Below are 26,372 nucleotides of genomic sequence, written 5' to 3'. Positions count from 1 at the left end.
TCGAGAAGTTTTGAAACCGAAGTGTAACTGCAAAGGCTAAACCCTACCCTTCCAAAAGTTCCAGTATCTTTCCATCCACCTCCGGCGAATCCCACTTCTCGGCCAGGCCATCCGTCAGCATCACTTCATCCATAATGGCTTTTTGGCGGTCGCCCAGGGCAAGCGCCTCAGCATAAGGGCGGTGGCTAAACGTTACGCGGCTATACAATGGCAGCCACTTGTCGGGATATTTTTCAGAAAAGCGCTTTTCTATCTTTTTGCGAAGGATGAAATCCGGGTTAGCAGTATCAGAGCTCATTTCCATGAAATTGCGGTAAGACAATTCAGCAATGGCATCCGCATTCGGCTTGCGGCTTTCCTGGTACTCACTAAATATGGTCTTCCAGTCATCGCCATACTGCTCCATTAGCTGGCTCAGGATGGTAATATCCTCAAATCCCGCATTCATGCCATGTCCGTAAAAGGGGACTATCGCATGGCAGGCATCCCCAATCAGGGCTACTTTATCTTCAAATGTCCACGGATAGCATTTCATGGTGACCAGCGTACTTGTAGGGTTTTTAAAGAAATCCTCTACCAGGTCGGGCATAACATCAGTGGTCGAAGGGAAATACTTTAAAAAGAATGCTTCAAGGGTTTCCCTGTCTTTTAACGACTCAAACGAATTTTCGCCTGTAAACGGCATGAACAACGTACAGGTAAAGGTACCGTCCAGATTGGGCATGGCTATCAGCATGAATTCGCCGCGCGGCCATATATGGAATGAATTCATATCTAGCTTGTGCGTGCCGTCCTCATTAGCCGGGATATGCAATTCCTTATAGCCTGTATTGAGGAATTCCTGCGAATAGTTGAACATATTCTGTCGCTGCATTCGGTGGCGTACCCTTGAAAATGCCCCATCGGCACCAAACACGATGTCGTACTTCCTTTCATCCCACGCGCCCTGCTCGGTTTCGCCGGTATGCAGCGTAGCAGTGGCCATGGTCACATCCCACACACGGGTGTCGAAAAAGAACTCCGCGCCAGCCTCTTCGGCGAGGGTTACCATCTTACGGTTCAGCACCCCGCGCGACAACGAGTAAATACTCTCCCCCTCCTTACCGTAATAAAGATAGTTTAGCGGCTGGCCAACAGTATGTATGGCCCGCTTGTCCATTGGTATCGCTATCTCCCTTATCGCATCTCCAAGACCCATATCATCCAGTGCCCGCCAGCCACGGTTGGACATGGCCAGGTTGATGGAGCGTCCGGAGAAGTTAACCTTTCTGATATCGGGGCTGCGGTCATAAACATGAACGGTATGGCCGGCTTTTTTAAGGTAAATCGCCAATAGGGAACCCACAAGGCCCGAGCCTACTATGGCTATTTTTAAGGGAGTTTGCATGCACAATAATGTAAGTAAGGCAAAAGTAGGCAATTAAAGGGCAGGCGAAATGATTTTACTCATTTATTTGCGTAGCTGTTCAGACTTAACTGTTAAGAAAACTTTAGCTATTAAAGGATTCTTAATTAATTAACTATACTCTATTGAAAGAAGTAATTTTATCTCACTAACTATTTAAAATATTACGATCATGAGAGATTTAGTTTGGTTAATCGTTGTAATCCTGATCATAGGATGGCTTGTGGGGTACTTTGGCTTTGCAGAATCTGTAGGTAGCCTTATCCACATCTTATTAGTATTGGCAATTATCGGAATACTTTACAGGCTTGCCGTTGGCAGGAGGCCGTAGTTATATCCGTCAATAACCGAAAACAAAAGTACATTACAAGATCCCTCCCCGTGAGGGATTTTTGGCATTAAAAACGTATCGCAATACTCAACCCTAATTGTTCACCGTTGTAAAATGGCGCGGCAAGGGCCGTATATTTCCTCTCCTCTTTATTTCCAAAAAGCTGTTTTTGCATCCAGGGGTGTATCCAGTAGGCCAGCTTGGTGCTCAGTATACCTATGCCTGCCCCGGCAGCTACATCCGTTAGCCAGTGCCTGTCATTATAAATGCGCAGCAATCCGGTACCTGTTGCCACTACATAGCCCGCAACACCGTACCAAACCGATACGTCCTTATATTCCTGCCACATGAATTCCGCACCAGCAAAGGCTGTTGCCGTATGCCCGGATGGGAACGAATTATCAGTACTGCCGTCGGGGCGGGTAACACCTGCACGCTTTTTCATCCCCATTACCGACCCGCACATGATAAGGTGCGATGTCGCCAGGATAATGGTGCGATCGCGAAAGTTATGCTTTCCCTGCACCCCTGCCAGGTTTAGCGCATAAACAGCCGCTACGGGCGCATATCTGGAATAATCATCAATATTGGTGCGCTGGCCCCGCTCTCCGTTCACACTTACACGAACATTGGAATTAATGCTCCTCAATTCATCGCTGCACAGGCCCATGGCACCGTAACCTACTAATAAAGTAGGCACCAGGAGTTTTTTGTACACCGATGCGTCACCGGAAATTTTAGTCTGGTTCACAAGGGTGTCATTCCCAATAACGATCTTTTCTTGCGCGTGGAGGCATAGCATCCCGGATACGGAAAGCCACAATGCGAGTTTCTTCTTCATTCAGTCCTTTTCATCATCAATAGGCTATTGATAACGCAAGGAGTATGCCCAAAGTATCCATGACACTGATATTTAACAAATTAAGAAGCTTTTAACATCTGTGTTTGGATCACCTGCCTGGAAAAAGTGTAGAATAATTCCACACTTTTGCAGGAAATTCCACACTATATAAATTTTGCTAAAAACTGTAAAACACTACATCCCAGTAATATTACCATAGTGGCACAGGGGTTGCCTAACCTTTGCCATAACAATAAATGTTGCACCATGAAAAACGGAATAATTACAACAACCAACCAACCATATACTTTTACGGCAGCCACTGGAATGGCCGGAGGGCCTATTACTAATTTTGTATTGACCGGTAATGTAAATATCCCGAAAAAGAATATTGCTTCTGCACCAAATATAACCACTGAAGCTCCAAAACCGAAGCAGAAGATAAGCGCGATGGGACGCTTTGTGCTTGTAAGCACATTTATCATTATGGCGCTTTCAGGTTACCTTGTATATGAGTTCAAGGAGGATCTTGAGCAGTTCAACACTGACAGGATCAACTCATCATGGGGTTTTCCGTTCCTGATAGTTGCCTCGGCGTTATTGCTGTTCAAGGTCGGATTCTTCATTTACAACGTAGTGCTGTACATGAGATACAAGTCGATCCCTTCTGTTTCAGACGAATTGCTCCCTACCGTTACCGTGATCGTGCCCGCATATAACGAGGGGCGATTGGTATATGATACACTGATGAGCCTCGCCGCCAGCAAATATCCTGAAGAAAAAATGCAACTCCTTGCCATTGATGATGGCAGTAAAGATGATACATGGCAATGGATGCAAAAGGCCAAAGCAAAGCTGGGCGACCGCGTGACTATTTTCCAGCAGCCCGAGAACAAAGGCAAACGCCATGCATTATACCGTGGTTTCAACATGGGTACAGGCGAGGTGTTCGTAACTGTAGACAGTGACTCTGTAGTAAAAACCGACACCCTCCGCAACCTGGTAACGCCATTTGTGACCAATAAAGACTGCGGCGCTGTAGCCGGGAACGTGAAAGTGCTGAACAGCGGCAATGCAATACTGCCTAAAATGCTGAATGTGAGTTTTGCGCTGAGCTTTGAATTCGTACGCTCTGCCGAAAGCATGCTGGGTACCGTGATGTGTACGCCGGGCGCGCTATCCGCTTACAGGAGGGATGCGGTATTCAACTGCCTTGAGGAGTGGATCAATCAAACGTTCATGGGCCAGCCGTCGGACATTGGTGAAGACCGTGCCATGACCAACATGATACTGAAACAGGGTTTTAAAGTATTGTTCCAACGCAATGCCCACGTATTGACAAACGTGCCGGAGAAATACAGCGGATTGTACAAAATGTTCATTCGTTGGGACCGAAGCAATGTGCGCGAAAACATTATGATGGGAAAATTCGTTTTCAAAAACTTCAGGGTGGGCTCAAAGCTGGGTGCCAGGCTGCTGTTCCTTAACCAATCAATGAGGCTGATCATGACCTATCCATTCCTGCTGTTCATGGTTTTTTTCATAGTGATACACCCTGTGCTGTTCCTAAGTTCTACCATATTCGGCATACTTGTGTTCTCAAGCTTTCCTGTATTGTTTTACGCTAAAAGGCACAGCATTGCCGAGTCTGTCTGGGCATACTCCTACAGCATATTATATACTTTCGCGCTGTTCTGGATCACGCCATATGCCATAGCGACCGCACATAAACGCGGATGGCTGACCCGCGAGATCGCTTAACGATATTATTTTTAAAAAGGTAGTGCTTTTAGATGCCGTATCGATCGCGATGCGGCATTTTTTTTATATGATCTCCAGAAGTTTATGAGCAACATCCCTTCCACTTGTCAGTGCTGCCTCTACAGTACCCATAGCAGGGCCTTCGTATAAATATTCCCCGGCAAAGAGTATGGTATTATCAACCGGTTGCGATAAAAGTATCCGTGCCTTGGCGCTTTCCACCTTGTCATATGCATACGACCCTAAGCTAAAAGGCTCTGCCGTCCAGTTGGCGACATGCCAGGCTACCAGCCTGCTCCGCAATTCCTCAGGACCGGTCTTAAAAATATTCGCTAATGAAACCAATGCCATATCCAATACCGTTTCCGCGGAAGTGTCTTTTTGCAAATGTGCAGGAGGGCCACCCAGCCATCCCGTAAGCAGCGAGCTGCGTTGGTGCGCTTGTGTCCAATACGTCGGGATAGCTTCATCACTAAACAGGAACCCCATAGAGGAGAGGTCCGCGTCAACGCCACCTTTCTCCCAAAAGATCGTATCAAACTCAAGCAGTACTTTTATCACTGAGCCAAAACCGATACCACTAAACGCTTTTTCCTGCTCGTTTATCGGCGGACAGAATTTTACAGCTCCTTCGCCCTCCTTATTGTGCAAAACTCCCAGCGGCAGTGCAACAATGGCTTCTCCTCCTTCAAAAGCAGTACCGTCAGCAGTAATTGCTTTGACCGATCCTCGTTCCCAAATTATTTCCTTGACAACGCTATTGAGATATATCGCATTACCCGCATCCTGTACGGTTCCCGCCAGGAGATCGATCACCCTGCAGTAGCCTCCGTTAATGCGGTGCTGGGCATCCTCGTCTTCATGGTTCCATTCGTTGCGAAGGGCAAACGCACCTACATCCTTCACGTCGGCTGTATCATAACCCGACACATAATCTACGATCTGGCGGCGCATATTGGCATACTTTTCCCCTCCAAAATTTTGCTCAATGAAATCAAGTATGGGCATATCCTCTGCCAAACCGTTCAGCTTTTCTAAAAAGGCATCCCAACCATCTACGAACGCTATGCTTTGCTCCAACTTTCCATTATGGTGCTGCCACATTTCAAACCCCACATCGCTATAACCGATACCAGCTTCCTTTAACAGCCCTAATGTAACCGGCAGGTTGCCGTGCACGAATTCAGCACCTAACTCGACCGGCCCAGAGAAACCCCTGCCTTCAATGGTATGGATACGCCCGCCTGTGCGGTCACGCGCCTCAAGTACGGCAACTTTTTTTCCGGCTTTAACCAAAGTATATGCCGCCATGAGGCCCGATGCGCCCGCACCAATAATCAATATATCCGATCTCATTATATATTATTTAGATATCGAAGTTACAAAAAAGAAGAAGGGCAAATGCATTCCTACATTTACCCTTCTCCTGTATTTTAAAAAACTATTCTTTTACAAACTTCTGGCTCCTGCCATCCAGCTTCAGGATGTAGATCCCCGCCGGAAGCATACTTACATTGATGCTTTCGCCTTTGATCTCGCCGGAAAAAACCTGCCTGCCGGTAAGGTCGTAAATCGCAGTTAGTTTATCCTCTAACGGGGCTGTTGCAGTAATATTCAATTCGTTCCTCACCGGGTTCGGATATACTGCCCATGCAGCCTTTTCAAATACTGGCGTGCCAAGCACTTCGAACTGGAGCCTTGCTGATACCGGCAAGTGGTTGGATGTAGTATTGTAATAGCCGAAGATCTGGTTCGGGAGATCTGTTTCCTGCACAGCGCTGTTGGCAACATAATTATCCACCAACTCATTCGAAATAATGATATTTTCAATAATTGGATGGTTACCCCAGTCGTTATCTACATCTATGATATTTTGAGTTATGCCCGTGTAGCGCGCGGTATCGTCCATAAAATTCTTAAATGGAGAAATGCTGCAATTGCAGGCTTCGCTCGTAGTCCCAACCAGGTAATCGTTGAAATCGCCGATCACGACTATATTTTTGGTATTGTAAGCCGCACCGTCCAGTATGCCTTTCAACCCTTCCGAGCCGCCTTTCCTGCGTGTATAGCTGGTTGCGTTCCCATCCTCTGCCTTTGCGTGGATATTCACAAGCGAGACCGGTATGGTCGTGCTCCCTGAAACAAAATTGATGTTATATACCGAAGGGAACCTGCCGCCTGACCAGTTGGTCGCATACGAATTTCCCTGAGATCCGTTACCATTGCTCAACTCCTGGGAACTTACCAGCTGCACCCTCGATTTTTTATAGATGATCGCCTGCCTTTGGTTACAATAGCCTGTGTTGGCCGGTACAATGGCACCGCCCCACTGGCTGCTGCCCATTTGCGCGACAAGGGATGCGACGGTAGGAGCAGATGGCGTATTGATCACTTCCTGCAGGCAATACACGTCCGAATCCATCAGCAGCATGGCCTGGACAACATTGCTTAGCTGGCCGCTTTCATCTTCAGGGCCAAAATCCGTACAGCCAAGCCATTCAACATTCCAATTGGTCACCTTAAACGACTCTGTGCCTTCCTGCTCGCCGGTCACCTTTACGTTCTTTATTTCCCATGTGGCGCTTTGTGTATTGCTGCTCATGTAGCGGAAAGCTATGCGCGTTTGCGGTGATAAAGCCGATGTGGGCACCGTTACTTCACCGGATGAGATATATTGCCAGCCATCGGTAATGTTTTGATTTACCCCAGTAACCTCTACCCATGCCGTAGTGGCAGGGTTGCCGGTATAGCCGCTTGTCGCAAATACTTTGTACCAGCCCTGGGCCACACCCACATTGATCATGGGGGCCGGACCTCTGGCATGGCTGAAGCTTATCTTTAAATTATCCAGGCCCGACATATCCAATTCCGGGCTTATGAACCAGTCTTCGTTGGCATTGCTTTGGCTGTTCGAGAATCCACTGCACACTGCCCCGTATTGAGCGCTGAAATTCCATCCCTGCGTACCCGATACACTTACAGCCGTAAAGGTATTGAAGCTTTGCTGGGTCATCAGGGTCTCATCGAGTATGGTGGTTTGGGCCTTAAGGTCCATCCCGAAGGCGAAGATGGATAACAGGAGTAAATAGCGTGTAATTTTTTGCATTTGTATGGTTATCTATGAGTTGGGGGCAAATTTAGGAATAAAGATGTTTCGTTAACATTAAATTTGCAAACGTATAAGTATATTTCCGCAAGACGATCACCACTATGAAAATTATATTTTACCTGGCATTCGCAGCCATCAACCTGTTACTAATTTTGAGGATACCTGATGGTACTGCAAAAATGAAATACCTGAAGTTTTTGGGATGGGGGATTCCTATAACCTTTGTGACAGCCATCCTGGTAATGCTGGCAATGAAAATAATTGGCATGCGCCCTGACGATCCATTCAAAAACATATTCTTCGGGATAATACTCTCAATACTCACGATCCTGCTTACGAATATCATTATCATCGCCGCAGATCATATCATTGACATGCAGCTAAAATTCCATACTACCCACAATGCTGTAAATAGTGACCGCTTCCCGGTACGGTTCCTTGTTAAAAATGAGCAGGTGATCCGGAATGGGGTACGGGTCATTTTTTTCCTTGGCTCTCTATTGATGCTGTATGGGATCTGGCTCAGGAAAAGATAATTCCCTGCAAAATAAAAACCCCAGCATAAACTGAGGTTTTGTGACTCCATCGGGATTCGAACCCAAATCTTCAGAACCGGAATCTGAAATTCTATCCATTGAACTATGGAGCCTATCTTTTGCTTCGGGTTTCAAATTTCAGTTTGCTTAACGTGAAACTCGAAACCCGAAACCTGAAACTATGCCAGCGCTTTCTTAACAGCGTTCGATATCGTTTTGCCATCCGCCTGGCCTGCAAGCTCCTTTGATGCGATACCCATTACTTTACCCATATCGGCCATGCCTGAAAATCCGTTATCGGCAATGATCTTTTTGACCAATGCTTCCACTTCTTCTTCACCCATTTGCGCGGGCAGGAATTTCTCGATCACGGCAACCTGGGCCAGTTCCGGGTCGGCGAGGTCCTGGCGGCCCTGCTCAATATATATTGCAGCGCTGTCCTTACGTTGTTTTACCAGCCTTTGCAGCATTTTTATCTCTTCTTCCTGCGATAGTTCTTCCTTCGCCCCGCTCTCTGTCTGGGCGATAAGTATGGCTGATTTAATAGCCCTGAGCGATTCAAGGGCAACGGTATCTTTTGCTTTCATGGCGGTTTTCATCTCGTCCATGATCTGTGTCTGTAAATTCATAATACAGTGTTTAAAATGTGCTTGCGAAGATAAAAAAATAACCCGAAAATACTAAGATATTTTCGGGTTAAGGTTCACATTTGGGTTAGTTTAATCCACGTTATCATGCAGGAACGAATTGTTCGAACGCAACTGTAGGTCGTCGTTACTGTCCATGCCCAATGACAAACGGGACTTGCTATTGTCTGTACGGGGATCGTTCAGGTCTATACCCATCCTTTTGTAGGCCGGTTCCCTTTCGTACTCATCTACTTTAGAAGCGCTGTTATGGAATTTATAGTTAAATTCCTTCATCTTCCTCCTGCGCTCCTCTGCCCTAAGGCGAAGCGTATCTTCTATGGTCATCTCTACCGGCGAAAGACTATCGTTCGGATTGAACCTTGCCGTCTCCGGCTGCTCTGTCCTCCTTACGGTAAGATCAAGCTCGGGCGCGATCTTTTCTTCTACTTTGGCAACCGGTTTTGACTCCAGCAACTCAGCTTCTTTCTCCAGATAATCGTCAAGCGAATAGCGTATAACCCCTGCCTCGTTCACTTCCGTTACCGGAACTACCTGCACAGGCTCGTTCACTTTTATAGCACGGGTCTCCTCCGTAAGGCTGAACAAGATCGGCTCTTCTTTCCTTACATTATCAATTGACAGGTCGAATGAAAAGGCAAATTGCTCCTGCTCTTTCTCAACGATCACAAATTCTGCATCGATCACTTCGATCTCCCTTACATCCTTTATCTGGAACTGCTGTACCGGAGCCGGCGCTTTTTCGGGCGTTACGATCTCAAAGAAAACGTCAAGGTTATTGATGTATTCTGAAGATGGGAACGCAGGCGCTTCAGCAACAGGCGCTTCAACAACTTCAGCTATAGGCTTTTTTTCTTCTGTTACTTCCTCCTCAAGCGCAAAAACTATTTTTTCCTCAACTACAGGAGCCGCGCTTACTTCAGGCTTCGGTATTTCAGCAACACGCGCAGGAAGATCGAATGATGGCACTATAGGAGACTGCGTAAGATCGCGCACAAGCCTTTGGTCTTCCTCCAGCGCGTGGATGATCTTTTTAGGCTCGGTGTTAACGATCTCGTTCTGCTGCTCCACATTGAAACCTGTCGCGATGATGGTCACGGCAATAGAGTCACCCAACGATTCATCTTCGCCCACACCCATAATGATGTTGGCGTTATGCCCTGCCTCCGACTGGATATGGTCGTTGATCTCGCCGATCTCATCGATAGTGATCTCGGTAGTACCCGAAACGATAAGCAATAGTACGTTTTTCGCGCCAGTGATCTTATTATCGTTCAATAGTGGCGAATCCAGTGCGTCAATAATGGCATCCTTGGCACGGTTATCACCCGAAGCCAACGATGAACCCATTATGGCAGTACCGCTGTTGCTAAGTACGGTCTTGGCATCTTTAAGGTCAATATTTTGCGTGTAGTGGTGCGTAATTACTTCGGCAATACCCCTTGAGGCCGTTGCCAATACTTCATCCGCTTTCGAGAAACCGGCCTTAAAGCCAAGGTTTCCGTACACTTCACGAAGCTTATTATTGTTGATCACGATAAGGGAGTCTACCTGCTTGCGCAGCCTTTCCACACCTGCAAGCGCCTGCTCGCCCCTCACCTTTCCTTCAAACTGGAACGGTATGGTCACGATGCCTACGGTAAGAATGTCCCTTTCCTTGGCCAACTGTGCGATAACAGGAGCCGCACCGGTACCGGTACCGCCGCCCATGCCCGCAGTTATGAATATCATTTTTGTATTGGTATCCAGCATCTTCTCGATGTCGTCGATGCTTTCCAGCGCCGACTGCTGGCCTACTTCAGGGTTCGCACCCGCACCAAGCCCTTCGGTAAGGCCTACCCCAAGCTGTATCTTGTTTGGGACCGGACTGTTTTGCAATGCTTGCGAATCTGTATTGCAGACAATAAAATCAACACCTTTGATCCCCTGCTTAAACATGTGGTTTATCGCGTTGCTACCGCCTCCGCCAACACCAATTACCTTGATCACGTTCGATTGATTTTTGGGTAGATCAAACGAAATGCTTCCAAATTCTGTGTTCATCATATCCATCGGGTTTTTATTCTGCGTTATCTAAAAAATCTTTGATCTTGTCTATATACTTGTCGAAAAACGACCTCTTTACCTTCTTCTCAGTGCTTTCATTCGAATTGCGTGACGGTTCGGCTGCCACCGCTACGGTTTCCAGCTCCTGCTCCACTATTGGCTCGGGCGCAACAACAGTATTTATTATCGGCTGTGGCTGCGGCTGATGCCTTACCACAGGCTGCTCTACAGGTTTTTGCAACTCTACAAGCGGTGTTGCGCTGTAGGTATTGTTGCGCAAGCTGTTCATAACCAAACCAACTGCCGTGGCATACAGCGGGCTCGAGATCTCCTCCTCGCTGTTGCCTGCCAGGTGCTCGTTCGGGTAGCCTATGCGGGTATCCATTCCTGTTATGTATTCCACCAGCTGCTTGATATGGTTAAGCTGCGCACCACCACCGGTAAGCACAATGCCTGCTATCAGCTTTTTGCGAGGGTCTTCATGACCGTACATTTTTATCTCGGCAAACACCTGCTCAATGATCTCCACCACACGGGCATGGATGATCTTAGATAGGTTCTTTAATGATATTTCCTTTGGCTCACGACCGCGAAGTCCCGGGATCGATACGATCTCGTTGTCTTTATTCTCGCCCGGCCATGCCGAACCAAATTTGGTCTTTAGCAATTCCGCCTGCTTTTCTATGATCGAGCACCCTTCCTTGATGTCATCCGTGATCACGTTGCCCCCAAAAGGGATAACTGCCGTATGACGGATAATGCCGTCTTTAAAGATGGCAAGGTCAGTCGTACCGCCGCCTATGTCAATAAGCGCTACACCGGCCTCTTTTTCTTCCTGGCTCAATACCGCATCCGCAGATGCCAGTGGCTCCAGTGTCAATCCCGAAAGATCAAGCCCGGAGCTTTTGATGCAACGGCCCACGTTACGGATAGACGATGCCTGTCCTACCACCACGTGGAAGCTGCTTTCCAGCCTGCCGCCGTACATTCCTATCGGTTCTTTTATCTCGTTCTGCCCGTCGATCTTGAATTCCTGCGGCAATACATGGATGATCTCCTCACCCGGCAGCATTGCCAGCTTGTGCACCTGGTTTATCAGCAAGTCGATATCGGCATCGCCTATCACTTCCTCCGGATTGTTCCTGGAAATGTAGTCGCTGTGCTGGATGCTTCGAATGTGCTGCCCCGCAATGCCTACCACCACATCGTTGATCTTGTATCCTGAATCTGATTCAGCCTCCTGTATGGCCTGCTGTATCGACTGGATCGTTTGCGTTATGTTATTAACAACCCCTCTGGCAACGCCAAGGCTTTTGGACTTACCCACACCAAGGATCTCCAGTTTCCCATACTCATTTTTTCTGCCTATCATCGCTACGATCTTTGTCGTCCCGATGTCTAAACCTACTGCAATGTTGTCTTTTTCCATAATCTATTTTTTGGTGCACACTACCTGTTGCGTAAACTTCAGGTTAATGGTTTTGTATTGTTCGATCAATGTATCCCTCACGGCTTCCTGCAGGAACGCCTTATAATTATTAAACTTCTTCTCAATGTTTATGGGCTTCCCGAACAGGATGTCAAAATCATACCCCCTGCTCTTCATCCTCGTGCCCCCGGTCTCGTATACCTCCACCCCAATGATGTTCTTCTTTAAGAACTCATCTTCATGAATGTACTTAAGCAGCCGGTTCAGCTTGTCGTTATCCGCACTGTCGATCTCGCCGGTAACTATCGGCACTCTTGCAGTGTAGTTGTCAGACAGCGGCATTTGGCGCCCCTTACTGTCGATGTAATACGAATTCCCCCCTTTATAGATCCTGGCGACCGGTTGGCGCTGCCTTACCACAGCTTCAAGCCTGCCATCTATCGTGGTAAAAACCTCTGCCTTGTCTATCATAGGGTCAGCATCGAGTGTTTTTTCCACGTTATTCAAATCTAATTTATCTTTCCTGATGCCCGTAACACTGCCATAATTTTGTATCAACAACTTATTAACTTTATCACGGGTTATAAACGCCTCATTGTCAGCAAATATAACATCAACTTTCTTCAGCGCCCTGCTTTCATTCCGGTTAGATGAGAAAGAGAACAGGAACACCACGGCACCAAGCATGAGCACCAGACGTACGTCGTTCCACTTAATTTTTTTCATCTAAAACTTTTTTAATTTCCGGTACCATTTCGCCAATGTCCCCTGCCCCTATCGTGATGATCACTTCCGCATCGGTCATCCTGAGCAACGGTATCAGATCGGCTTTGCTTACCAGTTTTTTGTTCTCGTTCTCTATCTTACCCAATAGCCATTTTGAGGTGATCCCTTCCATAGGCAGTTCCCTTGCCGGATAGATGTCCAGCAGTACTATATTCCCGAACGCTGACAGGCTTTTGGCAAACCCGTCGGCAAAATCCCTTGTGCGGCTAAACAGGTGCGGCTGGAACACTGCCAGGACCTTTTTGCCCGGATACAGCTCACTTACCGCCTGGTGTACCGCGTTGATCTCCGTTGGGTGGTGCGCATAATCGTCAATGTACACCAGTCCCGGTTTTTTTATCTGGTACGAAAACCTCCTTTTTACACCCTTAAAGGTTTCCAGTGCCTTTGCAATATCCTCTAAAGCCACCCCATATGTACTCGCCATGGCCAGAGCCAGTAGCGCATTCGTAAGGTTGTGGTGTCCCGGAAGGCCAAATTTTATATTTCTTATAGTTGCGGCTGGTGTAGTAACATCAAATTCATACCAGCCATCCACTATCCTGATATTATCTGCGGAAAAATCCCCGCCATTCACACCTACCGTTATCCCCTCCAGAGGAAGGCCGTTGGTTATGAAAAAATGTTCTTTATCTTCTACTTTACCGGCAAATTCCATAAAGGTCACTACGATCGCAGCCTCATCACCATAAATATCAAGGTGGTCGGCATCCATCGATGTAATACAGGCCATATCCGGATGCAGGTGCAGGAACGAGCGGTCAAACTCATCTGCCTCTACTACCGTTACGGTCTTGCCACTTCCTATCAGGTTACTATTGTAGTTTTCTACAATGCCTCCCAAAAAAGCTGTAACATCCACACCACTCTCATACAGCACATGGCCCAGTATGCTCGATGTGGTGGTCTTTCCGTGCGTACCAGCCACCGCGAAGCAATAGGTATCCTTAGTGATGATCCCAAGTACTTCGGCGCGTTTTTTCACTACAAAACCATTATCAAGAAAATAGTTCCACTGCATGTGCTGCTTCGGCACGGCAGGCGTAACTACTATGAGCGTATTTTCCTTGTTCAGGAACGGAAGCGCGATCAGTTCCAGCCTGTCCTCAAAATGGATGTGGATGCCCTCTGCCTTCAACTCATCTGTAAGATGGGTGGGCGTACGGTCATAGCCGGCTACATTTTTGCCTATAAATTTGAAATAGCGGGCCAGGGCGCTCATCCCGATGCCTCCGATACCTACAAAATAGACGTTATGTATTTGGTTTAGATCCATTTTTTTTACTTTGAAACTTTACTACTTCAGCAACTTTATTATTTCCTCAACAATATAATTAGTGGCATTTACTTTTGCCAATTTTTTCATGTTCTCACCCAGCCTCCGCTGCTTGTCTTCATTTCGAAGCAGATCTTCGAACACAGGCTGGAACTGTGTATCCAGCTGCACTTCCTTTAGCATCAGTGCACCATCTTTATCTACGATAGACTTGGCGTTCTTAGTCTGGTGGTCTTCAGCTACATTGGGCGACGGTATGAAGATCACAGGCTTGCCCACAATGCAAAGCTCTGACACCGATGACGCACCCGACCTTGATATCACTACATCTGCAGCGGCATATGCCAGATCCATCCTGTCTATGAACGACAGTACCTGGACGTTATCTGTATCGCCATAGTGCCTGTACTCCTCAAAATAGAACTTACCACACTGCCATATCACCTGCACATTTTGCGCCAGCATCCACATAAGTTCCTTTGCTATCAGCTGATTGATACGCATCGACCCAAGGCTTCCGCCCAATACCAACAGGGTCTTTTTCTCCGGGTCTAATCCATATTTCTTTATCGCTTCTGTCCTGTTATCTTCGGTATGTATCAGGTCCTGACGCACCGGATTGCCTGTAAACACAAGCTTCGATGCCGGAAAAAATCGCTCCATGCCATCATACGCCACACATATCTTATCCGCATTTTTCGAGAGCCATTTATTGGTGATCCCCGCATACGAATTCTGCTCCTGTATCACCGTCGGGATCCCAAACGATGAAGCAGCTTTTAGCAGTGGCCCGCTTGCGAAACCACCCGTACCGATCACCACATCCGGCCTAAAGCTCTTGACAATGCCGCGTGACTTCCACAGGCTGCTCATCATCTTCAACGGGAGCATGGCATTATCCAGCGTCAGTTTTCTTTGTATACCGGCGATCCACAAGCCTTTTATGTTGTATCCTGCCTGCGGCACCTTCTGCATTTCCATTTTGTCACTCGCACCCACGAACAGTATCTCACTATCAGGGAAACGGCGCTTCAATCCATCCGCAATAGCTATCGCAGGGTAGATGTGCCCCCCTGTGCCGCCGCCGCTTAGTATGAATTTCGGATCTGCCATTTTTATTGTTTATTTTTTATTTGACCTTACCCCCAGCCCCTCTCCAAGGGAGAGGGGAGCGAGGTATGTCTAATCAGTTACGGTCTTTGTCTATTATCTTTTATCTATTATCTCCTGTCTAAAAATCCAATAATCCAATATCTAACAACCTACTTCCCAAAAACCGCATTCATTGGGTTAGATGCATCTTCTATCGAGTATGCTGCCGGTTGTGCCAGGCCCGCCGCTTCGGCTTCCTCCCTTTGCTTTTCACGTAGGATGTGCTCATCTACCATGCGCTGAAGGGCCTGCTCCCTGAACTCTTTCTCTTCCATTTCCTGCGCTATCTCTTCCTCCTTCTTCGTAACGCTGATGATGATGCCTATCGAAATACATGTCATCCATATCGAGCTTCCCCCACTGCTTATCAGCGGCAGTGTCTGGCCCGTGACCGGGAGGAGCTCAACCGCCACTCCCATGTTGATGAGCGCCTGGAAGATAATAGGGAACCCAAGCCCTACTATCAGCAGCTTGCCAAACATTGTTTGTGCCTTATGCGCCGTGACCAGGAACCTGAAGAACAATATCATATACAGCATCAGTACCCCAAGTCCGCCTATCAGCCCGTACTCCTCCACTATGATAGCGAAAATAAAGTCGGATGACGACTGCGGCAGGAAGTTTTTCTGTATGCTCTTGCCCGGACCCTGACCGTATATGCCACCGGTAGCTATGGCGATCTTGGCTTTTTCTATTTGGTAATCGTCCTCATCGGGCGCATCAGTAGTAAACCTTTCTATACGGCTCATCCACGTGTCTACCCTATTGGGCATGGCCTTAGGAAAGGCCATTGCGAGCAGCACGAACAGTGTAAGCATCGCAATACCCATCGCGATGATCGCCCCGAGGTATTTCAGCGGGTATTTGCCCACGAACACCAGCATGCACACCATCGAAAAGATGAGCGCCGCTGTAGAAAAGTTGGCCGGCAATATCAACGCCAGTATGATGAATACCGGAACCCACAATTCAAAGAACGATGCCTTGAAGGTTATAGGCTTATCCTGCATTTTAGCCAGATAGCGCGCCACATATACCATAAGCACGATCATGGCCAGCGCCGATGTCTGGAATGTCACCCCAATAAAAGGCACCTTGATCCAGCGGCTGGCATTAGCCCCGTCGATCACTGTTCCCTGGAAAAAGGTATAGACCAGCAACAGCGCTACGACCGGGAGTGCCAGTTGCGATAATCCTCTGTAATAATGATAAGGCACTTTGTGCACAAAGTAAATAAGGCCAAAGCCAATGAGTATGTGCATGAGGTGCTTAACCAGGTAACCAATGGTAGAGCCCTTGCCGATAACATACACCAAGTTGGTACTGGCGCTGAAAACCGGCATGAACGAGATAAGCGCCAGCAGGACCACGAATGACCAGATGACTTTATCTCCCTTTAGGTTATTGATCAATTCTTTCATTTTTTATACCTCTGCAGAGACACATTGTGTGTGCCTCAAGTTTTTGTATTCATTTTGCCGGGACACATTCAACGCATCTCTACGGCTATGTTATTATAAATTCTGTACGGCGTTCTTGAACTGCTTGCCACGCTCTTCGTAATTTTCGAACAGGTCGAAACTTGCACAGGCCGGCGATAGCAATACCGTATCCCCTTTTTCTGCCAACTTCTGCGCTATTTTCACAGCCTCAGCCATGCTGGTGGTTTCCACCATTACATCTACTACATTGCCAAATGCGTTCACGATCTTTTGGTTATCTACACCAAGCACCACGATCGCCTTTACCTTTTCACGTACCAGCGCCATGAGTTCGTCATAGTCATTCCCTTTGTCCACACCACCCACTATCCATACCGTTGGCGTCGTCATGCTGTCCAGCGCGTAATAGGTCGAGTTGATGTTGGTCGCCTTACTGTCATTGATGTACTGCACGTTCTGTATCTTCAGCACCTTCTCGAGGCGGTGCTCCACGCCCTGGAAGTTGGAAAGGCTTTCCCTGATGGTGTCTTTCCTAATGCGCATCAGCTGGCCTACAGATGTAGCCGCCATCGCATTCTTCACATTGTGCTTCCCTTCTAATGATAGTTCGTTTATTGGCATGGTAAATTGTTCGTTTGTTATATTGCTTATAATAGTATCGTTGTCCACATAGATCCCTCCTTCAACTTTTTTCGTTAGCGAAAAGGGGATCTTTTTTGCTTTGATCTCGTGCTCACTGAGCCACTTTGTTATTATCTCATCATCGGCATCATAGATCAGGTAATCATTCTCCGTCTGGTTCATGGTTATCCTGAACTTGGCCGCTATGTAATTTTCGTACTTGTAATCGTACCTGTCCAAATGATCGGGGCTAATGTTGGTTATCACCGCAATGTGCGGACGGTAATCGGCTATCCCGTCGAGCTGAAAGCTGCTCAGTTCCAACACATACCCTTCATGCTTATTCTCAGCTACCTGCCACGCAAAGCTCTTCCCTATGTTGCCTGCCAGCCCATAGTTCAGCGAACCCTGTTTCAGCAGGTGGTGTGTGAGCATCGTAGTGGTAGTCTTGCCGTTGCTTCCGGTAATGCCTATGGTCTCGACTTCAATGAACTGCTGTGCAAACTCTATTTCTGATATTATCGAGATGCCTTTTTCCTTCAATTTCTTCACTATCGGCGATTTATCCGGTATACCCGGGCTCTTCATCACCAGGTCGGCATTCAGTATCAGGGCCTCAGTATGTTTTTCCTCTTCCCAAGGCAGCCCGTTAAGCGCCAATACTTCCTTGTAATTGTTCTTTATTTTTCCGAAGTCGGAGATGAAAACATCATATCCTTTCTTCTTTCCGAGAATCGCAGTACCTACACCGCTTTCGCCTCCACCGAGTATTACCAGCCTTTTTCCCATACTACCTCAGTTTTAGTGATACCAGTGAGAAGATCGACAACAGTATGGCTACGATCCAAAAACGGGTCACGATCTTGCTTTCGTGATAGCCCTTCTTTTGGTAGTGGTGGTGCAGTGGCGACATCAGGAAGATCCGTCGGCCTTCGCCATATTTCTTTTTCGTATACTTAAAGTAGCTTACCTGCATCACTACCGAAAGGTTCTCCGCAAGGAAGATCCCGCACAGCACCGGTATCAAGAGTTCTTTACGAACAGCTATAGCCAGTACCGCTATGATACCGCCGATGGTAAGGCTGCCCGTATCTCCCATGAACACGCTTGCAGGATACGTATTATACCACAGGAAGCCGATGAGCGAACCTACGAACGCGGCTATGTATACGGTCATCTCTCCCGAATTGGGAATGTACATGATGTTCAGGTAATTCGAGAAAATGATGTTACCCGAAACGAATGCGAATATCCCCAGTGTGAGCACCGCTATGGCCGATGTTCCCGCCGCAAGCCCGTCAATGCCATCGGTAAGATTGGCGCCGTTGGACACTGCCGTGATAATGAATATCGCGATCAGTATGAATACTATCCAGGCATAATCCTTGTAACCGTCTCCCATAAAGGATAATACCTCGGCATAGTCAAACTCATTATTTTTAAAGAACGGTATGGTAGTTACTGTCGACTTCTCTTCCTTAGGCAATGATGAAACTGTTGTCAGCTCGGTAGTGCTCACGGTACTGTAAGTATTCCCGGCAGTGTCAGTACGCACAGTAACACCAGGGTGAAAATACAGCACATAGCCTACAATCAATCCCAATCCTACCTGGCCTACTACCTTGAACTTTCCTTTTAGGCCTTCCTTATCTTTTTTGAATATCTTAATGTAATCATCGATAAAGCCGATGGTCCCCATCCAAAGCGTTGTCACGATAAGCAGCATTACATAGATGTTATCCAGCTTTGCCAGCAACAGCACCGGGATAAGGGTTGCCATGATGATGATAAGCCCTCCCATGGTCGGCGTACCTGCTTTTTGGGTCTGCCCTTCAAGGCCCAGTTCCCTTACCGTTTCACCGATCTGCTGCCTGCGCAGGAAATTGATGATCTTTTTACCGAACACGGTAGAGATGAACAGCGACAATATCACTGCCAGCCCCGAGCGGAAGGTAATGTACTGGAACACCCCTGTGCCCGGCACATCCAGCTGCTTGTCAAGATATTCGAATAAGTAGTATAGCATATACGCCTATTTGTTTAGTTGCCCTAAAATTTCCTTCACGATCTTCATATCATCAAAATCATACTTCACTCCCTTTATTTCCTGGTACGTCTCATGGCCTTTTCCTGCTATGAGTATAATGTCGTTCGGCTGGGCCAGCTGGCATGCGAGCTTTATTGCCGCCTGCCTGTCCACCATTGCCACCGTTTTTTTATAATTCTGGGCTTCCACCCCTTTCTCCATGTCCTGGATAATATCTACCGGATCCTCGCTCCTTGGGTTATCCGATGTGAATATAGCCCTGTCGCTAATGGTTGAAGCAATATTGGCCATCACGGGGCGTTTTGTTTTGTCCCTGTCGCCGCCACATCCTACTACGGTTATCAATTGCTCATTACGGGTACGGATGTTCTCTATCGTCTTCAGTACGTTTTCCAATGCATCGGGTGTATGTGCATAATCTACGATCGCTGTTATGTTGCTGTCTGACACGATGAATTGGAACCTGCCCGACACGCTTTCCAACTCGCTCATCAGCCTTAACACCTCCTGGCTTTCCAGTCCGAGGTTTACCGCTGCCGCATAAATGGCCAGCAGGTTGTAGGCATTGAACTTGCCTATCAGCTTAACCCAAACTTCCTGCTCATTGATCTTCAGCAACAAGCCCGAAAGTTGGTTCTCCAGTATCTGAGCCTTATAGTCGGCGTAGGTTTTTAGCGCATACGTCAGCTTTTTTGCCATTGTGTTCTGCAACATTACCAGCCCGTTCTTGTCATCGACATTCACAAGGGCGAATGAACCTTTGGGCAATTCGTCAAAGAACCTTTTCTTCACATCGCGGTATTCCGCGAAGCTGTTATGGTAGTCCAGGTGGTCATGGCTCAGGTTGGTAAATATCCCTCCCGCAAACTCCAGCCCGGTCGACCTGTGCTGGTGGATGCCATGCGAACTTACCTCCATGAAGCAGAAGTCTACCCCCGTATCTGCCATTTCCCTTAAGTACCTGTTGATGGTAAGCGAATCAGGGGTTGTGTGAGTCGCGGGATATTCGGTATCAGCAACCATAACTTTTACTGTCGACAGCAGGCCTGTTTTATAGCCGGCATTTTTAAACAACTGGTAGAGCAGTGTTGCGATGGTCGTCTTGCCGTTGGTCCCAGTGATCCCTACCAGCTTCAGGCTGCGCGACGGATTCCCAAAGTAGTTGGCCGCCATTGTAGCCAGTGCCGCCGACGCACTTTTTACCTGGATATAAGTTACATTTTCACTAAGGTTCTCGGGCATTGCTTCACAAACCACGACCACAGCGCCAAGGCTTATAGCTTTATCTATATATCCATGCCCATCGCTTTGCGTACCTCTTATGGCAACAAATGCATCGCCTGGCGCTATTGCACGCGAGTCGAACTCCATCTTGTTGACGGCTATATCGGTCGGGCCACTCACGGCCTCAATTGATGTCTTGTATAGTATATCCCTTAAAACCATCACGATAATTCCAGTATTATGGTTTGATCCTTTGCTACAGAATGCCCTGGCGCAAGCGATTGCTTTTTCACCTTGCCCATACCTATCACCTGCACCTTCAGCCCCATGTTGCCCAGCAGCGCCACGGCATCCATGCCGCTCATGCCAATGGTGTTTGGTATGGTATCCTTAACCTTGCTTTGCTTGTCATAGTAGGCCGCATAAAGCACTTCCTGTTTTTTTAGCTCTTTATCAAGCTTCTTCACCTCGTTAGTGCTTGGCACATCTGTATATATTTTCTGAGCGATCCTCTTGAACACCGGGCCTGATACATCGGCGCCATAATATCCCTTACCCACGTGCGGCTTGTGGATGATCACGATGCAGGAATACTCCGGATCATCTGCCGGGAAATAACCCGCGAAAGATGATGCGTAGTACATACCATCCCCTTTTCCGCCACCATAATTTACCTGCGCGGTACCGGTCTTTCCTGCCATCGAGAAATTAGGTGAATACAGCTTTGAGCCTGTACCTTTTTTCACTACATTCTCCATAATGGCCTTTACCTGGTCTATCGTTTCCTGCGAACATACCTTTGGGTTGATCACTTCTTTTCCAAATTTCTTTATCAGCCTGTCGCGCTCTTTTATTTCCTGTACGAATAGCGGCTTTACCATCTCACCGTTATTTGCAATTGCGTTGTAAAACGTAAGTGTCTGCAGCGGCGTAAGGCTCAGCCCATAGCCAAAGCCCATCCATGGCAATGATAACCTCGACCATGTTTTATCTTCTGGCTGCGGTATCCTTGGCGATGCTTCGCCTTTGAGCGACACGCCAAGTTTTTTATTAAGCCCAAAGCCATTCAGGCGGTCCACGAACTGCTTTGGGTTGTCCTTGTAGCCTTCGTATACAGCCTGTACCAACACGGTGTTCGACGACAACTCAAAACCCCTTGCCAGCGATATTTTACCATATCCGCCTTTTTTCGAATCCTCGACCTGGCGGCCAAAATAGTTGACAACGCCACCATGGCAGTCAAATACTTTACTGGTGTCTACTTTTTTATCTTCAAGCAAAGCCACTAATGCCGGCAGCTTAAAGGTTGAGCCCGGTTCCTGCGACTCCCATACGGCATAGTTCACTGTTTCACTATAAGTACCATCGGTGTTCCTTCCCAAATTCGATATCGCACGTACGTAGCCGGTCTTGGTCTCCATAACCACTACACAGCCATGGTCGGCCTCATAATATTCCAGCTGCTTTACAAGCGCGTGGTGCGCAATGTCCTGAATGTATACATCGATCGTCGAGACCACGTCAAAACCGTCAACCGGCTCTACCTGGTCCACATCGCTTATCGGTTTCCACTGGTTCTTGGCGATCTTCTGCATCATGCGGCGGCCATCTTTGCCATTAAGGTATTTTGCAAATGCGCCTTCAATGCCTACTTCAAGGTTCTCTCCCGAATGTCCGGTCCTTTCATAGCCTATAGTCCTTTCGGCTATCCTGCCTATAGGGTGCTCACGCACGATCTTTTGCTCTGTTATCACACCGCCTTTAAATGCCCCAAGACTGAAAAGTGGAAAGCTTTTTACGCGCAGGTATTCGGTATAGCTTAAGCCTTTCGCAATAAAAAAATACCTGTTCTTCGTATTGCGAGCCTTGCGGAGCTCATTATAATATTCGCCCGCCGGGCGGCCGAACATCACCGAAAGCGAATCGGCCAGCCCTTCGGCATGTTGACCAAAATCCTCTTTTGACGGCGCCATAGCATCGAACCTTACCGTGTAATGCGGAATAGAGGTTGCCAGCAGGCTTCCGTCAGAAGAATACACATTGCCGCGATTAGCTTTCAGCGGCACGTTCTTCACCGTGCGGTCTTCGGCAAGCTTACGGTAATAGTCGCCCTCTACCCACTGTATATTCGTGAGCTTCACAGAAACGAGGATAGCCATCATGAAGATCATGAAGGCTACCAGGTAGATCCTGTACGAGGTTTTTTTATCTTCTACTCCCATATTTTTAGCTTATCCAAAAAGCTTTTTTCTTTTTCCCTTACAACTTTTATCTTCTTTGGTGGTACCGATGACGGGTATATTTCGCGTTCCTCCATCTTGCGCGATACCGTCGACTCCATTTTGAGCTCCATCAGTTCCGAGCGGCGGTCTACGAATTCCGACCTCAGTATCTTCACCTCATTCTCGAGCTCCCCTATACGGTACAGCTTTTGCTCATAATCGTGCGTGTTGGCGATCATCAGCATGGTAACCATGACCAGGAACACTATAAAGCTCCAGTTCTTCATAGACCCCTGGTCTACTAAGTATTTTGCCTTTAAAAGATTGATGACCCCGCCTTTCATGATTTGTTTTTTTCCAGCCCCGGCCAAAGAGGACTGGGACGTTTATTTTTTCCTCCCCCCGCCCCCCCCTCCGGAGGAGGGGGAGACGGGACGCCCAATCAGGACTTTATTTTGTTTATTTCTTTTCAGCAACCCTCAACTTTGCGCTACGGGCCCTGTTATTGATGCGTATCTCTTCATCTGTAGGAATGATCAGCTTTTCGATGCTTTTGAAAGGCACTTCGAAATTCCCGAAGAAATCGCGCTCCGGCTCACCATCGAACATCCCATTGCGCATGTATCTTTTTACCAGCCTGTCCTCCAGCGAGTGGTAGGATATTACGCTCAGCCTGCCTCCGGGCTTCAAAATATCAAGGGACTGCTCCAAAAACTCCTTCAGCACATCCATTTCCTGGTTCACCTCAATTCGTATCGCCTGGTAGATCTGCGCAAGTATCTTATTGCTTTTGTGCCCCGGCAAAAACCTGCCAAGCACCTGCTTCAGTTCGCTACTGTTCTTTATTGGGTGCTCCGCCCTGGCCTTTACAATGACCGAAGCCATTGCCCCGCCATTTTTAAGCTCTCCGTAATCAACCAACACTCTTTTTATATCGGCCTCTTCGTAATCATTCACCACCTTAAAGGCATTCAGTTCGTTCTTTTTGCTCATCCTCATGTCCAGCTCTGCTTCAAAGCGGGTCGAAAAACCGCGTTCGGCCACATCGAACTGGTGCGATGAAACACCAAGGTCGGCCAGTATGCCATCCACCTCTTTCACGTTATGGAACCTCAGGTATCTTTTTATGAACCTGAAATTCTCCGGTATCAGCGTAAACCTCGGGTCATTTATCTCGTTCGCCTGCGCGTCCTCGTCCTGATCGAAGCCAAAAAGCCTCCCGTTCGGCCCGAGCCTGCTCATTATTTCACGAGAATGCCCACCGCCGCCAAAGGTCACATCCACATATACACCATCCGGCTTAATATTAAGCCCATCAACGGTTTCCTTTAGCAACACAGGGTTATGATATTCCATTTTCATCATCATTTAAGCCTCCCATTACATCTTCCGCAAGGTCAGCAAAGTCAATATCAGAGCCGTCGATCGACTGTTCATACTTATCTTTGTCCCAAATCTCAAGAATGTTCACTGCCGAAGACAGCACCACATTACCCTCAATACCTGAGAACACAAGCAGGTCCTTTGCAATAAGCAGCCTTCCTGCCGCATCGATCTCCACTTCCTTCACACCTGCCGTGAACCTGCGAATGAAATCATTGTTCTTTTTCACGAAACGGTTCAGCTTATTGATCTTCGCCATCATCTTGTTCCATTCCGCCATCGGGTATAACTCGAGACAAGGCTGGAATACAGAACGCTTCAGGATAAACCCCTCTTCCAGGCTCCCTGACAATTGCTTCTTCAAAGGTGCCGGTATCGCTACCCTGCCCTTTGCATCTGCCTTACATTCGTATGTTCCGGTTATGACTTTCAATGAGTTACCTCCCCCTTTGATTTGAAGCAAATATATGTAATTAATCTCCACATTTTCCCACTTTCCCCTACTTTGTTAATAAGTTTTGAACTGAAAACTGGTTTTGTGGGAAAAGCCCACTACACATGTAAAGGCGAAACGGATGCAGAAATTTCACCGTATAAAACAATACCGTAAAGAGTTTATAATTTTTTAAGGATCCTTAACAATGAAATTATAAATTCCAAAAAATTTGAACGCGGTGGGAGATGGTGGGAGTTTAATAATACTTTAACGGAATTTGAAAGCGATCGAAGCTGAAAATATTGACCGGAACAATGCAATGCATGCATAATACTATACTAAATAAATGTGAGCGGATTTCTTTATAATATAGAAAGTCATATATTTGTTTGATATTTGGAATTTGTACTCTACCACATGCAAGACAAAAAAAAAGACGGCAAATACACTTACTTCGAAGCCGGCGAAGGTACTCCTATAATCATTCTTCATGGCCTTATGGGCGGCCTGAGCAATTTTGGCGGGGTGGCTGATTACTTCCCGAAACAAGGCTACAAAGTAGTAATTCCCGAATTACCTATTTACACGCAAAGTATACTGAAAACCAACGTAAAGGCTTTTGCCAAATGGGTAAAGGACTTCATTACGTATAAAGGTTTTGACCGTGTGATCCTGCTGGGCAACTCCCTTGGAGGCCACATCGCGCTTTACCATACCAAGATGTACCCTGAGAAAATGCTGGGGCTCATCATTACCGGAAGCTCAGGACTATATGAAAGCGCCATGGGTGACAGCTACCCACGCCGCGGCGACCGCGACTACATCAAAAAGAAGGCACAGGATGTGTTCTATGACCCTGCAGTAGCTACCGATGAGATCATCGAGGAGGTATACGCGATGGCGAATGACCGCATCAAACTTATTAAGACGCTTACTATAGCCAAAAGCGCCATACGCCACAACATGGCAAAGGACCTGCCGAAAATGCACGTGCCTACCTGCATCATTTGGGGAAGGAATGATAACGTTACACCGCCAAATGTAGCGGAGGACTTCCATAAGCTACTGCCCAACTCTACATTGTCATGGATAGACAAATGCGGGCACGCTGCCATGATGGAACATCCCGATGAATTTAACCGCCTGATGCACGAATGGCTCAAAAAACTGGACACAGCACACAGTCTGCTTACAGAGGACCTATAATACCATGGCCACAGATATTTTCTGTGGTTTTTTATTTCAAAACACCAGCCAATGAACGAACTAAAAATAAGGGGAGGTGCCTACATAGACCGAAGCAGGGCATCCTGGCCGTTTGTCACGCTGACGTTGCAGGACGGTATACTGGAACTCAATGCAGGCCTCCTGGGTAAGTTCGTATTCCTTTCGGGAGATATAACTTCTATAGGGACTTACAGCATGACCGGTTTTGGAAAAGAAGGCATTAGGATCTACCACAATGTTAAGGGCTACCCCGAAAAAATTATTTTCCAGTCGTTGAAAATATCGGCTAACGAGTTAATAAGAACAATAAGGTCAGCAGGTTTTATTGATAAAGACGTAACAAAAAACCTCAACATAACACAAAAGGAAAAGGAGGTCCGCCAACTGCAGGCTTAAGGTGGCTTTCCGGTAAAAAAGCCTTATGCCATAGCCTTCGTAATAGTATGGAACG

General features: G+C 47.3%; 23 protein-coding genes and 1 tRNA gene. 5 read left to right on the top strand and 19 right to left on the bottom strand.

Going from position 1 to position 26,372, the window contains the following annotated elements; genetic code table 11:
* Window positions 1-43 precede the first annotated feature (43 nt).
* Window positions 44-1,387 carry an FAD-dependent oxidoreductase gene (locus tag ACT6R0_RS07545; protein WP_444652935.1) on the bottom strand — a complete coding sequence of 448 codons (1,344 nt, stop codon included), beginning with the start codon at window positions 1,385-1,387 and terminating at the stop codon, window positions 44-46.
* Window positions 1,388-1,577: 190 nt separating this feature from the next.
* Between ACT6R0_RS07545 and ACT6R0_RS07540 the strand changes: the two genes are divergently transcribed.
* Entirely contained in the window at window positions 1,578-1,736 is a 159-nt protein-coding gene (locus ACT6R0_RS07540; protein ID WP_444652936.1) for a lmo0937 family membrane protein, read from the top strand.
* A gap of 67 nt (window positions 1,737-1,803) precedes the next feature.
* Here the strand turns inward: ACT6R0_RS07540 and ACT6R0_RS07535 are convergent, their stop codons facing one another.
* Window positions 1,804-2,577: a phosphatase PAP2 family protein gene (locus ACT6R0_RS07535; protein ID WP_444652937.1), complete on the bottom strand. Its 774-nt coding sequence runs from the start codon at window positions 2,575-2,577 to the stop codon at window positions 1,804-1,806.
* A gap of 267 nt (window positions 2,578-2,844) precedes the next feature.
* Between ACT6R0_RS07535 and ACT6R0_RS07530 the strand changes: the two genes are divergently transcribed.
* Entirely contained in the window at window positions 2,845-4,338 is a 1,494-nt protein-coding gene (locus tag ACT6R0_RS07530; protein WP_444652938.1) for a glycosyltransferase, read from the top strand.
* Between the two features lie 63 nt (window positions 4,339-4,401).
* Here the strand turns inward: ACT6R0_RS07530 and ACT6R0_RS07525 are convergent, their stop codons facing one another.
* Both ACT6R0_RS07525 and ACT6R0_RS07520 read right to left on the bottom strand, forming a co-directional pair.
* Complete coding sequence (locus ACT6R0_RS07525) at window positions 4,402-5,694, bottom strand: flavin monoamine oxidase family protein (RefSeq protein WP_444652939.1); 1,293 nt, start codon at window positions 5,692-5,694, stop codon at window positions 4,402-4,404.
* Between the two features lie 85 nt (window positions 5,695-5,779).
* A complete protein-coding gene (locus ACT6R0_RS07520) occupies window positions 5,780-7,444 on the bottom strand; it encodes a T9SS type A sorting domain-containing protein (RefSeq protein WP_444652941.1) in 1,665 nt (554 codons plus the stop codon).
* 104 nt (window positions 7,445-7,548) lie between these two features.
* Here ACT6R0_RS07520 and ACT6R0_RS07515 point away from each other — a divergent pair, with 104 nt between their 5' ends.
* The gene (locus ACT6R0_RS07515; protein ID WP_444652943.1) at window positions 7,549-7,983 is read left to right on the top strand and encodes a hypothetical protein; all 435 of its coding nucleotides are present in this window, start codon (window positions 7,549-7,551) and stop codon (window positions 7,981-7,983) included.
* 41 nt (window positions 7,984-8,024) lie between these two features.
* Here the strand turns inward: ACT6R0_RS07515 and ACT6R0_RS07510 are convergent.
* The 15 genes from ACT6R0_RS07510 to mraZ form a co-directional block, all read right to left on the bottom strand.
* Window positions 8,025-8,096 (bottom strand) — tRNA-Arg (locus ACT6R0_RS07510).
* Between the two features lie 66 nt (window positions 8,097-8,162).
* Window positions 8,163-8,612, bottom strand: coding sequence for a GatB/YqeY domain-containing protein (locus ACT6R0_RS07505; protein WP_444652944.1), 450 nt, complete (start codon window positions 8,610-8,612; stop codon window positions 8,163-8,165).
* Window positions 8,613-8,702: 90 nt separating this feature from the next.
* Window positions 8,703-10,676 (bottom strand): cell division protein FtsZ, encoded by a 1,974-nt coding sequence (ftsZ, locus tag ACT6R0_RS07500; RefSeq protein ID WP_444652945.1) that lies wholly within the window; start codon window positions 10,674-10,676, stop codon window positions 8,703-8,705.
* A gap of 13 nt (window positions 10,677-10,689) precedes the next feature.
* Window positions 10,690-12,105 (bottom strand): cell division protein FtsA, encoded by a 1,416-nt coding sequence (gene ftsA / locus ACT6R0_RS07495; protein WP_444652946.1) that lies wholly within the window; start codon window positions 12,103-12,105, stop codon window positions 10,690-10,692.
* Window positions 12,106-12,108: 3 nt separating this feature from the next.
* Window positions 12,109-12,831 (bottom strand): cell division protein FtsQ/DivIB, encoded by a 723-nt coding sequence (locus ACT6R0_RS07490; RefSeq protein ID WP_444652948.1) that lies wholly within the window; start codon window positions 12,829-12,831, stop codon window positions 12,109-12,111.
* Window positions 12,818-14,167, bottom strand: a complete 1,350-nt coding sequence (murC, locus tag ACT6R0_RS07485) for a UDP-N-acetylmuramate--L-alanine ligase (RefSeq protein ID WP_444652950.1) — start codon at window positions 14,165-14,167, stop codon at window positions 12,818-12,820. Before murC ends, ACT6R0_RS07490 begins: the two co-directional genes overlap by 14 nt.
* 21 nt (window positions 14,168-14,188) lie before the next feature.
* The gene (gene murG / locus ACT6R0_RS07480; protein ID WP_444652952.1) at window positions 14,189-15,280 is read right to left on the bottom strand and encodes an undecaprenyldiphospho-muramoylpentapeptide beta-N-acetylglucosaminyltransferase; all 1,092 of its coding nucleotides are present in this window, start codon (window positions 15,278-15,280) and stop codon (window positions 14,189-14,191) included.
* A gap of 149 nt (window positions 15,281-15,429) precedes the next feature.
* Window positions 15,430-16,740 carry an FtsW/RodA/SpoVE family cell cycle protein gene (locus tag ACT6R0_RS07475; RefSeq protein ID WP_444652954.1) on the bottom strand — a complete coding sequence of 437 codons (1,311 nt, stop codon included), beginning with the start codon at window positions 16,738-16,740 and terminating at the stop codon, window positions 15,430-15,432.
* Window positions 16,741-16,833: 93 nt separating this feature from the next.
* A complete protein-coding gene (gene murD / locus ACT6R0_RS07470) occupies window positions 16,834-18,171 on the bottom strand; it encodes a UDP-N-acetylmuramoyl-L-alanine--D-glutamate ligase (RefSeq protein ID WP_444652956.1) in 1,338 nt (445 codons plus the stop codon).
* Window position 18,172: 1 nt separating this feature from the next.
* The gene (gene mraY, locus ACT6R0_RS07465; RefSeq protein WP_444652961.1) at window positions 18,173-19,408 is read right to left on the bottom strand and encodes a phospho-N-acetylmuramoyl-pentapeptide-transferase; all 1,236 of its coding nucleotides are present in this window, start codon (window positions 19,406-19,408) and stop codon (window positions 18,173-18,175) included.
* A gap of 6 nt (window positions 19,409-19,414) precedes the next feature.
* Window positions 19,415-20,878 (bottom strand): UDP-N-acetylmuramoyl-L-alanyl-D-glutamate--2,6-diaminopimelate ligase, encoded by a 1,464-nt coding sequence (locus ACT6R0_RS07460; RefSeq protein WP_444652963.1) that lies wholly within the window; start codon window positions 20,876-20,878, stop codon window positions 19,415-19,417.
* A complete protein-coding gene (locus ACT6R0_RS07455; protein WP_444652964.1) occupies window positions 20,875-22,875 on the bottom strand; it encodes a penicillin-binding protein in 2,001 nt (666 codons plus the stop codon). Before ACT6R0_RS07455 ends, ACT6R0_RS07460 begins: the two co-directional genes overlap by 4 nt.
* Window positions 22,866-23,219: an FtsL-like putative cell division protein gene (locus ACT6R0_RS07450; protein ID WP_444652965.1), complete on the bottom strand. Its 354-nt coding sequence runs from the start codon at window positions 23,217-23,219 to the stop codon at window positions 22,866-22,868. The genes ACT6R0_RS07455 and ACT6R0_RS07450 overlap by 10 nt, the downstream gene beginning before the upstream one ends.
* A gap of 115 nt (window positions 23,220-23,334) precedes the next feature.
* Window positions 23,335-24,243 (bottom strand): 16S rRNA (cytosine(1402)-N(4))-methyltransferase RsmH, encoded by a 909-nt coding sequence (rsmH, locus tag ACT6R0_RS07445; RefSeq protein ID WP_444652966.1) that lies wholly within the window; start codon window positions 24,241-24,243, stop codon window positions 23,335-23,337.
* Window positions 24,218-24,691 (bottom strand): division/cell wall cluster transcriptional repressor MraZ, encoded by a 474-nt coding sequence (gene mraZ, locus ACT6R0_RS07440; RefSeq protein WP_444653191.1) that lies wholly within the window; start codon window positions 24,689-24,691, stop codon window positions 24,218-24,220. Before mraZ ends, rsmH begins: the two co-directional genes overlap by 26 nt.
* A gap of 420 nt (window positions 24,692-25,111) precedes the next feature.
* On the opposite strand from mraZ, the gene ACT6R0_RS07435 reads away from it, so the two are divergent.
* Window positions 25,112-25,900, top strand: a complete 789-nt coding sequence (locus ACT6R0_RS07435; RefSeq protein WP_444652967.1) for an alpha/beta fold hydrolase — start codon at window positions 25,112-25,114, stop codon at window positions 25,898-25,900.
* Between the two features lie 51 nt (window positions 25,901-25,951).
* Window positions 25,952-26,317, top strand: a complete 366-nt coding sequence (locus tag ACT6R0_RS07430) for a hypothetical protein (protein ID WP_444652968.1) — start codon at window positions 25,952-25,954, stop codon at window positions 26,315-26,317.
* The last annotated feature ends 55 nt before the right edge of the window (window positions 26,318-26,372 follow it).

The sequence above is a fragment of the Flavobacterium sp. genome, assembly GCF_052437795.1.
In the GTDB taxonomy this organism is placed as follows: domain Bacteria; phylum Bacteroidota; class Bacteroidia; order Flavobacteriales; family Flavobacteriaceae; genus Flavobacterium.
This window is presented reverse-complemented; position numbering and strand designations above follow the sequence as displayed.